The organism is Vibrio sp. OPT46, from assembly GCF_015163535.1.
In the GTDB taxonomy this organism is placed as follows: domain Bacteria; phylum Pseudomonadota; class Gammaproteobacteria; order Enterobacterales; family Vibrionaceae; genus Vibrio; species Vibrio alginolyticus.
Map to the genome: position 1 here is coordinate 1 of NZ_JADDYG010000445.1, position 13,344 is coordinate 13,344.

General features: G+C 45.2%; 13 protein-coding genes. 9 read left to right on the forward strand and 4 right to left on the reverse strand.

Translation table 11 applies throughout. The annotated features are described in order from the left end of the window. From nirB to cobA, 4 genes are all read left to right on the forward strand, one after another. A partial coding sequence (gene nirB / locus IQR33_RS19270; protein ID WP_193843941.1) for a nitrite reductase large subunit NirB occupies positions 1–2,373 on the forward strand: 2,373 nt, incomplete at its 5' end. Positions 2,374–2,386: 13 nt separating this feature from the next. Next, positions 2,387–2,710 (forward strand): nitrite reductase small subunit NirD, encoded by a 324-nt coding sequence (nirD, locus tag IQR33_RS19275; RefSeq protein ID WP_054575426.1) that lies wholly within the window; start codon positions 2,387–2,389, stop codon positions 2,708–2,710. Positions 2,711–2,913: 203 nt separating this feature from the next. Continuing rightward, positions 2,914–3,762, forward strand: a complete 849-nt coding sequence (locus tag IQR33_RS19280) for a formate/nitrite transporter family protein (RefSeq protein WP_005387971.1) — start codon at positions 2,914–2,916, stop codon at positions 3,760–3,762. 206 nt (positions 3,763–3,968) lie between these two features. Continuing rightward, positions 3,969–4,727, forward strand: a complete 759-nt coding sequence (cobA, locus tag IQR33_RS19285) for a uroporphyrinogen-III C-methyltransferase (protein ID WP_136976402.1) — start codon at positions 3,969–3,971, stop codon at positions 4,725–4,727. 16 nt (positions 4,728–4,743) lie between these two features. Here the strand turns inward: cobA and IQR33_RS19290 are convergent, their stop codons facing one another. Further along, positions 4,744–5,184: a DUF4174 domain-containing protein gene (locus IQR33_RS19290; protein ID WP_017820187.1), complete on the reverse strand. Its 441-nt coding sequence runs from the start codon at positions 5,182–5,184 to the stop codon at positions 4,744–4,746. A 119-nt stretch (positions 5,185–5,303) separates the two neighbouring features. Here IQR33_RS19290 and IQR33_RS19295 point away from each other — a divergent pair, with 119 nt between their 5' ends. Next, positions 5,304–5,792, forward strand: coding sequence for an NYN domain-containing protein (locus IQR33_RS19295; RefSeq protein WP_005387978.1), 489 nt, complete (start codon positions 5,304–5,306; stop codon positions 5,790–5,792). 87 nt (positions 5,793–5,879) lie between these two features. Here IQR33_RS19295 and IQR33_RS19300 read toward each other — a convergent pair whose 3' ends face one another. Then, positions 5,880–7,211, reverse strand: a complete 1,332-nt coding sequence (locus IQR33_RS19300) for an anaerobic C4-dicarboxylate transporter (protein ID WP_182038305.1) — start codon at positions 7,209–7,211, stop codon at positions 5,880–5,882. Between the two features lie 419 nt (positions 7,212–7,630). On the opposite strand from IQR33_RS19300, the gene IQR33_RS19305 reads away from it, so the two are divergent. Next, complete coding sequence (locus IQR33_RS19305) at positions 7,631–8,368, forward strand: siderophore ferric iron reductase (RefSeq protein ID WP_193837703.1); 738 nt, start codon at positions 7,631–7,633, stop codon at positions 8,366–8,368. 89 nt (positions 8,369–8,457) lie between these two features. Further along, positions 8,458–10,629 carry a TonB-dependent receptor gene (locus IQR33_RS19310; protein WP_193837702.1) on the forward strand — a complete coding sequence of 724 codons (2,172 nt, stop codon included), beginning with the start codon at positions 8,458–8,460 and terminating at the stop codon, positions 10,627–10,629. Positions 10,630–10,678: 49 nt separating this feature from the next. On the opposite strand, the gene IQR33_RS19315 is transcribed toward IQR33_RS19310, so the two are convergent. Continuing rightward, positions 10,679–10,870 (reverse strand): DUF2986 domain-containing protein, encoded by a 192-nt coding sequence (locus tag IQR33_RS19315; protein WP_042520968.1) that lies wholly within the window; start codon positions 10,868–10,870, stop codon positions 10,679–10,681. A gap of 136 nt (positions 10,871–11,006) precedes the next feature. On the opposite strand from IQR33_RS19315, the gene IQR33_RS19320 reads away from it, so the two are divergent. Together IQR33_RS19320 and IQR33_RS19325 are read left to right on the forward strand one after the other, a co-directional pair. Next, on the forward strand, positions 11,007–11,516 hold the full coding sequence (locus tag IQR33_RS19320; protein WP_193837701.1) for a GNAT family N-acetyltransferase: 510 nt from the start codon (positions 11,007–11,009) through the stop codon (positions 11,514–11,516). A gap of 14 nt (positions 11,517–11,530) precedes the next feature. After that, positions 11,531–11,920: a nitrous oxide-stimulated promoter family protein gene (locus IQR33_RS19325; protein ID WP_054575964.1), complete on the forward strand. Its 390-nt coding sequence runs from the start codon at positions 11,531–11,533 to the stop codon at positions 11,918–11,920. Between the two features lie 49 nt (positions 11,921–11,969). Here IQR33_RS19325 and IQR33_RS19330 read toward each other — a convergent pair whose 3' ends face one another. Next, positions 11,970–13,130 carry an MFS transporter gene (locus IQR33_RS19330; RefSeq protein WP_033907039.1) on the reverse strand — a complete coding sequence of 387 codons (1,161 nt, stop codon included), beginning with the start codon at positions 13,128–13,130 and terminating at the stop codon, positions 11,970–11,972. Positions 13,131–13,344: the final 214 nt, after the last annotated feature.

Here is a 13,344-nt window from a genome sequence, read left to right on the forward strand (position 1 = left end):
AAAGAAGGCTTCTACGAGAAACACGGTATTAACATGCTGATCGGCGAACGCGCGATTAACATCAACCGTGAAAACCGCATTGTTTACTCAAGCACTGGTCGCGAAGTTCAATACGACAAGCTGATTCTTGCTACTGGCTCATTCCCATTTGTTCCACCTATCAAAGGTCACGAAAGCAAAGACTGTTTTGTTTACCGTACTATCGAAGATCTTAAAGCGATCGAAGCGTGTGCGAAGAAGAGCAAATCAGGCGTTGTTGTCGGTGGTGGTCTGCTAGGTCTTGAAGCTGCGGGCGCATTGAAAGCACTAGGTGTAGAAACACACGTTGTTGAGTTCGCACCAAAGCTAATGGCTGAGCAACTTGACCTTGCTGGTGGTAACCAACTTCGTCAAAAGATCGAGCGTATGGGTGTGAACGTTCACACCAGCAAAAACACGCTTGAGATTGCGGCAGAAGGCACAAACGCACGCAACGTTATGCGTTTTGCTGACGGTTCAGAGCTAGAAACAGACTTCATCGTATTCTCTGCAGGTATTCGTCCACAAGACAAACTAGCACGCCAAATGGAGCTAGAAGTGGCACCTCGTGGCGGCGTTGCTATCAACGACCATTGTCAGACTTCTGATGAGAACATCTACGCGATTGGTGAATGTGCGTCTTGGAACGAAATGTTCTACGGCCTTGTTGCTCCTGGCTACAAGATGGCGACAGTTGCTGTTGATCACCTACTAGGTAACACAGAAAGCAAATTCGAAGGCGCTGACATGTCTGCGAAGCTGAAGCTTTTGGGCGTGAAAGTAGGCTCTATCGGTGACGCAAACGGCCGTACTGAAGGCTGTAAGAGTTACGTTTACCAAAACGAAGAGCAAGAAGTTTACAAACGTCTTATCGTTTCTGAAGACAACAAGAAACTGCTTGGCGCGGTTATGGTTGGTGACACCTCTGACTACGGCGATCTGCTTCAACTTATGTTGAACGAAATCGACCTACCAGAGCACCCAGATGCGTTGATCCTTCCTGCACACGCAGGCGCTGAGAAACCAGCACTAGGTGCAGACGCTCTACCAGAAAGCGCAGTGATTTGTTCATGTTTCGACGTGACAAAAGGCAAGATCGCACAAGCGGTTGCTGATGGTCACCACACATTGGGCGACATCAAAGCAGTGACTGGCGCAGGTACAGGCTGTGGTGGTTGTATTCCTTTAGTGACGTCTGTTCTAAATGCTGAGCTTGCTAAATCGGGTATCGAAGTGAAGAACGACGTGTGTGAGCACTTTGCATACTCACGCCAAGAGTTGTTCCACCTAATCCGCATTGAAGAGATCAAAACGTTTGATGAGCTTCTAGAGAAATACGGCAAAGGTTACGGCTGTGAAGTTTGTAAACCACTGGCTGGTTCTATCTTGGCTTCTTGCTGGGGTGAGCACATTCTTAAGCCACAACTGGTTAAGCTGCACGACACGAACGATAACTTCCTAGGTAACATCCAAAAAGACGGAACTTACTCTGTTATCCCACGTATGGCGGGTGGTGAAGTAACACCTCAAGCACTGGGTGCGCTAGCGAACGTTGCTGCGGAATACAACCTATACACCAAAGTAACCGGCGCTCAACGTATTGGTCTGTTTGGTGCTCAAAAAGACGATCTTCCAGAGATCTGGCGCAAGCTTATCGATGCTGGCTTCGAAACAGGTCAAGCGTACGCAAAAGCACTTCGTATGGCGAAAACATGTGTGGGCTCTACTTGGTGTCGTTACGGTGTTCAAGACTCTGTTGGTCTAGGTTCTTACATCGAGAACCGTTACAAAGGCATTCGTACACCTCATAAGATGAAGTTCGGTGTTTCTGGCTGTACTCGTGAGTGTGCGGAAGCACAAGGTAAAGACCTTGGCATCATCGCGACTGACGCAGGTTGGAACATGTACGTATGTGGTAACGGCGGTATGAAACCTCGTCACGCAGACCTACTTGCAAGTGACCTAGATAAAGAAACGCTGATTAAGTACATCGACCGCTTCATGATGTTCTACATCCGTACTGCTGCGCCACTACAACGCACATCAGTTTGGATGGAAAACATGGAAGGTGGCGTTGACTACCTACGCGAAGTGATTGTTAACGACAAGCTTGGCATCAACGCTCAACTAGAAGCTGACGTAGCGAAGCTTGTAGACGAGTACGAGTGTGAGTGGACTGCGACCATCAACGACGAATCACAACTGACTCGTTTCGCGCACTTCATCAACTCTGACAAGCGCGATGAAAACGTCGTGTTTGTACAAGAGCGCGAACAGCACCGCCCAGCAACCTTCACGGAAAAACACCCTGAAGCGAAAGGCGACATCCTACACGTAGCGATCACTGAAGCATAAGGGAAGTTTGATTATGTCATTTGAAAAGATTTGCCAAATCAGCGACATCGTACCGGGCACTGGCGTTTGTGCTTTGGTTAATGGTCAGCAAGTTGCGGTATTTCGCCCAACACAAGCAGAAGAAGTGCTGGCGATCAGCAACACAGACCCGTTCTTCCAATCAAACGTGCTTTCTCGCGGTTTGATCTGTGAGCACCAAGGCGAGCTTTGGGTGGCAAGCCCACTTAAGAAGCAGCGCTTTAACCTGACAACAGGTGCGTGCATGGAAGACGAACGTTTTAGCGTGAAAGCGTACAAAACGCGTGTAACCAACGGCGAAGTAGAAATCTCTGCGTAAGCTTGGTTTTCATTCCCTCCTCTTAGGGGGAGGGAATGAACTGAAACCTAGATTTAATAGACAAAGGCTTTCCAAGCATCATCTCAGGGGAACAGGGAAGCGAGGTGTTGTAGACAGCGTTCAGGTGTCAACGGGAAGCCTTTCTCTATTCAATCTTTAACTTTTTAACTTTTTAACTTTCAATTTTGGATAAGGACACATTCATGTCTACTGATTTTAAGCCTGCAGAATTCGTGCAAACCATGATCAATGTTGGTGAAGCGAAAACCAATACAAGCACGCGAGATCTTCTGCTTCGCGGTACGATGGCTGGCGTTATTCTTTCGCTTGCGGTGGTGGTTGCTATTACCGCGATTGTACAAACGGGTATCGGCCTTGTAGGAGCACTTGTTTTCCCCGTTGGTTTCGTAATTCTAAGTGTGATGGGGTATGACCTAGTGACCGGTGTTTTTGGTCTAGCGCCTCTGGCTAAGTTTGCTAACCGTCCGGGCATCACTTGGGGTCGTATCTTCCGTTGTTGGGGTCTTGTAGGCTTGGGTAACCTTATCGGTTCTCTGATCGTTGCTTACCTAGTGGCTATCTCACTAACAGGTAACTTCTCTCTAGAACTGAATGCAGTAGCGAAGAAATTTGTGGCTGTTTCTACCGCGCGTAGCCTTGGTTTTGAAAACATGGGTATGGACGGATGGATCACATGTTTCGTACGCGGCATCTTCTGTAACCTAATGGTATGTCTAGGCGTTATCGGCAACATGACAGCACGTTCAGTATCTGGTCGCGTAGCAATGATGTGGTTCCCAATCTTCATCTTCTTCGCTCTAGTATTCGAGCACACAGTAGTAAACATGTTCCTATTCCCACTAGGTATGATTCTAGGTGCGGATTTTGGTATCGCGACTTGGTTGAACTTCAACCTTATCCCAACCATCCTAGGTAACATTGTTGGTGGTCTAGTAATGACTTGTATTCCACTGTACCTAACTCACGCTAAAACTGCGCCTTCTATCAATGCTGAAGAAGAAGTAAAAGCGCAACCTGCAATGGCTAAATAACCATTAACGGGTAATTCGCTTAATATGGTCCCGCTTCTGGATGGGCGGGACTATTCTCTAACTAGATTTCAATTTTTAACTTTCACTTTCGCGACATATTTTATTGATTTAGCTATAAAAAGTAATAACTCCTTAGAGTGGTTTTAGCCCTAAGTGCATAACGCGAGTGTTACTCTTTATATCTAAATTTTTCGATAGGCGTTGATATGACTACTGCTCACTCATCTTTAAACAGCGGCTTTGTTTCTCTTGTTGGTGCAGGTCCAGGTGATCCTGATTTGCTCACAGTAAAAGGCTTAAAAGCCATTCAAGCGGCTGAAGTTGTTGTATACGACCGTTTGGTGTCGAAAGACATTCTAGAATTGGCTCATGCATCAGCAGAGATGATCTACGTAGGTAAAAAATTAGACTTTCACTGTGTGCCTCAAGATCAAATCAACCAAATCTTGGTGCAGAAAGCACAAGAAGGTAAGCGTGTTGTGCGTCTGAAGGGCGGTGACTCATTTATCTTTGGCCGTGGCGGTGAAGAGTTAGAAGAACTAGCGGAATTTGGTATCAAATACGAAGTGGTTCCGGGTATCACAGCAGCAGCGGGTGCAACGGCTTATGCTGGTATTCCATTAACACACCGCGACCATGCGCAAAGCGTTCAATTCATCACTGGTCACGTACAAAAAGATGGTCGTGAGATTGAGTGGCATTCACTGGCGCAATCCAACAACACGCTTGTGTTCTACATGGGTTTGAAGCAAAGCGGCCACATTATGGATAAGCTGATCATTCACGGCTTAGATCCTGAGATGTCATGCGCCATTATTGAAAACGGTACGCGCCCGGAGCAGCGCGTGTTCCAAGGAAAGTTGAACGAGTTATCGAGCATGGCAGAGCAAGCTGTGAGCCCAGCATTGATTGTGGTTGGTAGCGTTACTCAGCTGCACAACAAATTGGATTGGTTCGCAAAGTAATACTGCCCAGAAGTGACTATATTTTACAGGGGCTTTGTTGCCTCTGCATTTCTTGCTTACGCATAGGCATTTGATCAATGAGGTTGTTGATAAACGGCCAGTCTGTTTCTGCGCCCCAACGGTGCTTTTCTAGACCATCTTTACCAAGCAAAATAGCAGTATGAGAACCTTTTTCGACCGCATAAAGACGAGCTAGCATTTTTAGGTCGAACTCTTCTTTAAGCCAAGCAGGAAAAGTATAACCTTGTTCTGTAATGACCAGTGTGACGACATCTCTGTCTTCCAACTCACACTCATTCATAAGTGTTTCTAGCAAGAATTGTTTGACGTATTCATCATTTTCTGGCGCAAAGTAGAGCACACTTCTATGTGGCCAGTATTTGGAGTGCGCTGGATAACCAAATGCTGTCGATGACAAGATACAAGAAAGCAGTATCACTAGTAACTTTCCGCCCATGACAGTTCCCCTAGAAACCCAAATAACTTTTTATACGTTAAGTTTAGTGGAATTGGCTCATTGTGCTTTTTCCAAAACTGGCATAGGGTAGGCAGCAAATAAATTGAGCGTAGAAATAGATGAGTTCGGAAAGCAAACAAAAAATCGCCATTTTGGTTGATGTACAGAATGTGTATTACACCTGTCGCGAAGCGTATCGAAGCAATTTTGATTACAACCAGTTTTGGTATGTCGCCACACAAGGGAAAGAGGTGGTAAGTGCTCGTGCTTATGCCATCGCGAGCAATGATCCCAAGCAACGTCAGTTCCACCATATTCTTCGTGGTGTTGGATTTGAGGTGATGCTTAAACCCTACATCCAGCGTCGTGATGGCAGCTCGAAAGGCGATTGGGATGTGGGTATTACTCTCGATGCAATTGAAATTGCTCCCGAAGTTGAGGAAGTGATTCTAGTTTCGGGAGATGGAGACTTTAGTCTGCTAGTAGAGAGAATTCAGCAGCGCTTCAATAAAACGGTGACCGTTTATGGTGTACCTAAACTTACATCTCAAACTCTGATTGATTGTGCCGACAATTTTGTAGCGATTGATGACGATTTCTTGCTGTAGTTAATAGTGCAATAAAGAAAGGCGAGTCACTCAGGCTGTACGAAAATGTACAATGACTCGCCTCTAATTTATCGTTGATTTGGCTAGTTACGAAGGAATGATCATTTGCCCTAGCAAGTAACCCAAGCAACACGCACCAATCACGCCGATTAAGCCCACAGACATGAATGAGTGGTTGAAGTACCACTTACCAATCTTAGTTGTGCCCGAGGTATCGAAGTTCACAGTCGCGATATCTGAAGGGTAGTTGGGAATAAAGAAGTAGCCGTATACCGCTGGCATCAAGCCGATAAGCAGCGCAGGTTCCAAACCTAAGCCGAGACCAACAGGTAGCATCATGCGAGCCGTTGCAGCTTGAGAGTTCACCACAACCGACACAATGAATAACGCAAGCGCGAATGTCCAAGGGTAGTTGGTTACCATCTCTACGATGCCAGATTTAAATTGAGGCATAGCGTACTGGAAGTAGGTATCTGACATCCATGCAATACCGAAGATAGCAATCGCCGCCACCATACCAGATTTAAATACCACGCCATTTGGTACGTCGCGCGGGTCAGTTTTGGTCGCAAGCAAAATGATACCGCCGAAGCAGAGCATCATCATTTGAATCACAACGGCCATGCTGATTGGCTTCGAGCCATCTACGATGGTACGAATGTCTGGCCACATCGCGATAACGACGATAACCAAGATCGATGCAATGAACAGCAATACAGAGTTACGAGCACTTGTTGGTAGTACTTCATCAAGAGACGTTGCAGTTGTGTTGAGGATTTTTTCTCTCCACACAGGATCTTTCAAACGCTCTTGGTATTCTTCATCGTCGTCTAGCTCTTTACCACGCTTTAGGCTGTAAAGTGACATCAACAACGTACCGAATAAGGTTGCAGGCACAGTAACGAGCAAAATTGAGAGCAGAGTGATCTCGTGTTGAATATCAGAGATTTGCGCCAAGTAGTAAACTACGGCCGCTGAAATTGGCGAGGCTGTGATTGCGATTTGAGACGCGACAGAAGCGGCAGCCATAGGACGCTCTGGACGAATGCCGTTTTTAAGCGCAACGTCGCCAATGATTGGCATGATAGAGTAAACCGCGTGACCTGTACCAAGTAGGAAGGTCATAAAGTAAGTCACGAACGGAGCAATAAGGGTGACGCGTTTTGGGTTCTTACGAAGCACACGCTCGGCAACTTGCAGCATGTATTTCAAACCGCCAGCGGCTTCAAGAATGGAAGCACATGTTACCACCGCTAAAATGATCAACATAACGGTGACAGGAGGAGAGGTTGGCGGCATCTTAAAGATGAATACTTCAATCACCAAGCCAATTCCGGATACGACCCCAAGGCCGATACCACCATAACGTGAGCCGATATACAGCATCACGAGCAAAAATAGAAACTCAAGATACAACATGTGGATTTCCTTATTCAAAACAGAGGGCTACATAGCCAAATTACCTCTTTGTATTGTCTCGATATTCAGAAAGAAAATACTTCATGTTGTTCACAATCCGCTGGATAAGAAACAGCAATATTCAATTATTGGCAATAACTCACGCTACACCGGGAAACTGTTAACACAGTTTTATCAGGGTGTTTTTATGCTGTGTATTTTTGCGATCATGTGAGCGTTAAATGCGAAGAGGTTTAAGAGTTTGTTGCTATTCATCGCATACGTAACCAGACCTTACAGCTTCACAGAACTCGGAAATACATTCATAACTAACCCTAAGACTGCTTCTTTGTTATGAAAACGCAAAGGATAATAGTTTGCATTGCGATTGGTGCTTGGGTATAAAGGTGTCAGAATGACTACACCAACAATAAGCCATCATGTCTGAGCAATTTTTCCCGCAACTGTTTCAAACTTCGAGTGAGATTACACCTTACCTACACGGTGATATCGGCGAGATAGGGCAAGAAGCTATCCATATCGAGAATGATATCAACCCGATCATCCAAGGCCTTTACCAGCAAATCTCGGAGGCTCATCCGGAAGCGGGAAAAGCATATTGGTTGACAAGAACGTGGGATTTACTTTGTTGGCAGCCAGTTTATGTCGCATTCATCTCTATTTACGGTTACCACACGTTGCCAAACATTCGCGAGATAGCGCAGCACCTCAAACCTTGTTTTGTTTCTGGGTACCGATTCGCCGACGAAGCGCATATACATGGCGAGCCAGAAGCGTTGATAAAAGAGGCGGGGCGTCAAATCCGAGAACTGTTCGACTTCTATCAACAAGAGATGAGTCAATGGACACGCATTCGTCCTGGCTTCACCCATCAATTGATGTCGGACGGAATCATGGCTTGTTTAATTCGTCTCCAACAGCGCTTTCCGCAAATGACTAACTCGATACTTCAGGAGCATGCGGTCTTGTGGCTAAGCGCAATGGGTTTGGATGTTGATAATAGCCGCTCACTTCATGAGACGGAATCTGATCAGCCGCTAAAGTTAGTAAGAAAAAGTTGTTGTTTAGTCTATAAGTGTGAAGGCAGAAAGCTTTGTGCAGATTGTCCTCGTTTAGAGGAAAATCGACATCTTATGAGCAAGAAGGTTCTTAATTAACATTTATTTAACTTGTGTAACAGTGCTCGATTTGAGAGTGAGAATAAGTATCATTGCATGCTCTTGTTGACAACAAAAAGATAAATACAATGATGAAAAGGACGTTTTCTTTCAATCTCATCGTACTTGCGATGAGCAGTGGATACGCAGTTAGCTCAATAGCAGCAGAAAATCTTCAACAAACATCGACTCCGAGCGATGAGCAATTGGTTGTTGTAGGCAGTGTGATGCCGAAATCGATCTCCGATATTCCAGGAACGGTTTGGTTTGTTGGCCAAGAAGAGATTGCTCAGCAATATCGTGCGGGCAAGACACTGGGTGATATTCTTTCTGCGACCATCCCTTCTTTAGACGTCGGCACCGGTGGTCGAACTAACTATGGTCAGAACCTTCGCGGTAGAGCAATGTTGGTAATGATTGATGGTGTCTCGTTACAGTCTTCTCGCCCGATTAGTCGTCAGTTAGACGCAATAGACCCATTCAACATCGAGCGAATTGAAGTACTATCTGGTGCAACCTCCATTTATGGGGCAGGCGCTACTGGTGGTGTTATTAACATTATCACCAAGAAAGCGTACTCGGATGACTTGTCGTTTGAATCCTACATGAGTGGCACTACAGGTTTTAATAGCAGCGATGACTTTGATTACAAACTCGCTCAGTCTATCTCGGGTGGTAATGAGCGAATTACCGCTAGAGGTTCGGTTGTGTACACCGAGACACAAGGTGCATTTGACGCAAATGGCGACATTGTCACCCCAGACATTTCACAGGGCTCTTTGCAGTATAATTCAACGCTCGATGTTATGGGATCGACCGAGATTCAAATCTCCGATGCCAGCAAGTTAAACCTTGTCGCACAATACTATGACAGCCAGCAAGATTCGCCATACGGTTTGTACATTGTTAACAATAAATTTGTAGATGTACGAGAGGGGTTCGATTCCGACCGTGAACATGGTACAGAGCGAGTTCTCTTAAGTGCGAACTACGCTCACGACAGCGTATTCGGTCATCAACTGATAGGCGAGTTATCTTACCGTAGTGAAGACCAAACCTTTACTCCTTATTACCAAAGTGCCTCTCAACAAAAAACAGAAGTTTTTGCTGGGCGCTTAGCGTTAGCTAAAAGCTGGGAGTCATTCAAACTTGTTTATGGTGTCGATGCGTACTTAGACCGTTTTGAAAGTAACCAGGCTCTGTTCGATCCAACCATTGCGAACAGCTCTGGGAACTTAATTAATCGAACCTATGCCGAAGTGGGGCGTTACCCAGATGTTGATGTGGCGTCTTACGCAATGTTTGTCCAAGGGGATTACCAAATCAATCAAGATTGGTCAGTACAAGCAGGCTACCGCTACCAATACATGGACAATAAGATTGATGATTTTGTTGCCTATAGTATACAAAAGAAGATCGCATCGGGTAATGGTGTATCAGCGGATGCGGTACCAGGTGGCAGCACTGACTACTCTGTGAGCTTATTTAATTTGGGCACCATTTATCAGCTTAACGATGAATCTCAGCTTTGGGCGAACTTCTCTCAAGGTTTCGAACTCGCTGATCCTGCAAAGTACTACGGCCAAGGTAGCTACGATGCCGCGGATGCAAATGGTCACTACGCGTTGAACAATAGCATTAATGTATCTGACTCAAAAATGTCGGGCATCAAAACGGACAGCTATGAAATTGGTTACCGATTAGATACGGATACTGTCGCACTGCAAGCGGCGGGTTACTACTCGGTTTCGGATAACTCAATCAAGTATGACAAGAAGACGCTCCTAATCACCAATGTTGATGACGAGCAACGTGTATACGGTGCCGAAGCAAACATTAACTACTGGGTAAACCGTGATATTTTGTTAGGTGCATCAGGTCACTATGTGGTTTCTGAGCTTAAAACCAACGGTAAGTGGGAAGATCTAAGCGCGGGTAAAGCAAGTACATCAAAAGCGAACGCGTGGGCGGCTTACTATCAGGATGGCTATTCAGTACGTTTACAAAGCCAGACGATGTTTGATTACGAAGATGACGCAAACAATAAACTAGATGGATACACTACGTTTGATCTTCTTGGTAACGTAACACTACCTATCGGGCAGTTAGGTTTTGGTATTCAAAACCTATTTGACGAAGACTACACAACCGCTTGGGGACAACGTGCGCAGATTCTTTATGCAGCACACTACGATGCAGCAGCGTACGACTACAAAGGAAGAGGTCGCACATTCACACTGAACTACAGTGTCGAATACTAAAGCTAACTCTCTCCGAATATCAAAAAAGCCGCTTGAAGCGGCTTTTCTTTTAGGCTTGATCTGTCTGCGCTGTGTCTACAACGTTTTCCGTGTGTTCTGAAGTTTGGTTTTGTTCTTCAGCTTCCATTTTCGCGCGTTCAGCTTTGGAGATATAACGCGGCTTATTGCTCTTATGTAGCTTAGCGTTATGCTTCTTCTGCTTCGCTTTCAAGATCTGATTGATTTTCTTCTTGCGGTTCATGGTGGTGGTCCTTTAATTTAGCGAGGCAGGATAGTTACTTTTTTATCAAGTTACAACTAAATAAGCGCCGGTATCGGTCGCAAAATTCAAGTACGTTCCTATGTCCAATCATCTATCGCGTTTTAATGGAGCCCAAATGAAAACACTGTACACCGAACGTTTGATACTGCGTCTTGTGAGTGTAGATGATGCACCATTTATACTAGAACTTTATAACCACCCAGACTTCTACCGTTTTGTCGGAGACAAACAAATTCGTACCGGATATGAAGCGGCGCGTTACATAAAAGAAAACATGCTACGCATGCAACAAATTAAAGGCGTGAGTTTACTCGTTGTAGAGAAGAAAGAAGATGGGCAACCCATCGGGATTTGTGGGTTGGTTAAACGTGACACATTACAACACTATGATCTCGGATATGGATTTTTACCTTCCGCTTATGGCTTCGGCTACGGAACGGAGTCTGCAACCGCAGTGCTGGAATACGCTAGAGAGGAAATGAAACTCGATAATTTGGTTGCCATCACCAATAATGACAATATTCGTAGTATAAGTTTGCTCAAAAAACTGGGCTTTGAGTTTGAACGAGTTGAGCAGCAATATGATAATGGCCGCACGTTAGAACTTTACACAATGATGTTGTGATTTTTGGATAGCGCATGAGCGATATTTTACTTGGCAAACTCGCCACTGAATTTAAGACAGTAAAAGCCATGGTAGAGGTTTACTGTCATGACCATCATGGAACAAAACGTGACTTATGCTCAGAATGTCGTGAGCTGCTTGAATACGCAGAAGTGCGCCTCGACCGCTGTCCTTATGGAGAGAATAAACCGACGTGTAATAAATGTCCGATTCACTGCTACAAACCAGAGCCGAAAGAACAAATGCGTTTGGTCATGCGTTACTCTGGCCCCAGAATGTTACTGAAACATCCCATCTTGGCGGTTCGTCATTTGCTTCATGAAAAGCGAATGGTACCGGAAAAGCCTGCAGCGAACGCGTCAAACCGTCACAAGCGTTTATCTAAACAAAAATTCGAAGAATAAAAAAACGAGGGCGACATGCCCTCGTTTTCGTTGAGTAGAAGCGGCGTGGTTAGAGGCCAGCGGCCATACGCTGCTTGGTTTTGCTCGCAGCAAGTAGCATGTATACGCCAGTCGCAACCAAAGCGGCAAACAAGTAGCCTAGCAAGCCGTGTTCTTGGCCCATGAATTTATCAGCGACAACAGGACCAGCAACAGAGCCGATGCTGTAGCTAAACAGCATGACTTGTGTCGCAGAGACAATAAAGCGTTCATCAAGACCTTCGCAACCTAAGTTGATTGCAATCGGGTACAAAGCAAAAGTAGCTGCACCTAAAAAGAATAATGCAGCAGCCAATACCACGGCTGACGAGGAAATAAACGTCATACCGATCGAAAAAATACCCAAAATACAGAAAAACGCCATTAGCACTGTGCGGCTCATGTATTTGTTTAACGCGGTCACCATTGGTTGAACTAGCATGCCACCTAGAATCACTAGCGCCATCAATGTACCAATGTCTTGATGGCTAATTTTACGGTTAGTTAACTCAACTGGCATTAATCCGTAGATCGCGCCTAAGGTCAAACCTGAAACAACACAACCAATAATTGCTGCATGGTTTAGTTTGGCAATTTGCTTAAATGATAAAGCGGTTGATTCATGGCTGTTTGGCTGCTCACACTCAATGAACATTAGCACCAGCATCGCCATTAGGATCAACGTCGTGATCGCAATAAACGGAACGCCGCCACTTACGCCAAGCACGCCAATACCAAACTGGCCTAATGCTGAACCACCATAAAGCGATAGCATGTACAAGCTCAAACGTTTCGCACGCGATGCTTCGTCTCCAGACATTAGCCAAGACTCAACAATGACAAAAACACCAGCAACCGCGATCCCCGCAATAAAGCGAGCGGCAAGCCACATCAATCCGTTAGCAAACACGGGTAGTGTGACGATAGTTAGCGAAAATACGGCCAAGCAACCAATAAACGCGTTACGGTGACCAACTTGACGTACGATACGTTCAATAAAAATAGCTCCGGTTAATAAGCCGCCATAAAACACACTCGCCAACCAACTCGCGTAATCTGCTGAGATGTTGTATTCACCGAGCATGAGAGGGATCAAGCTCATTAAATAGCCCGAAGCCACCGCATAAAGAGACAGTGCGACGACTGGAACTGTAACTCGTGGTGATGCTGCAGGAACGACTGTGTTTTCCACTGTTTTGCGCCTATAAGTTAAATGAAATCTAAGGGTTATTCGGCGCGAATATGAGGCTAATAGTTAGGCAAGTAAAATGATAAATTTAAGTCGTTTCGATAAATAATATTTGTTACCTAGATAGGTTGATAAGTTGCATAAAAACGCCAACCTACAAACAAGGTTGGCGTGGAAGATTATTTAGTAAGTGCTTGATTTAACCATTGATCGAATT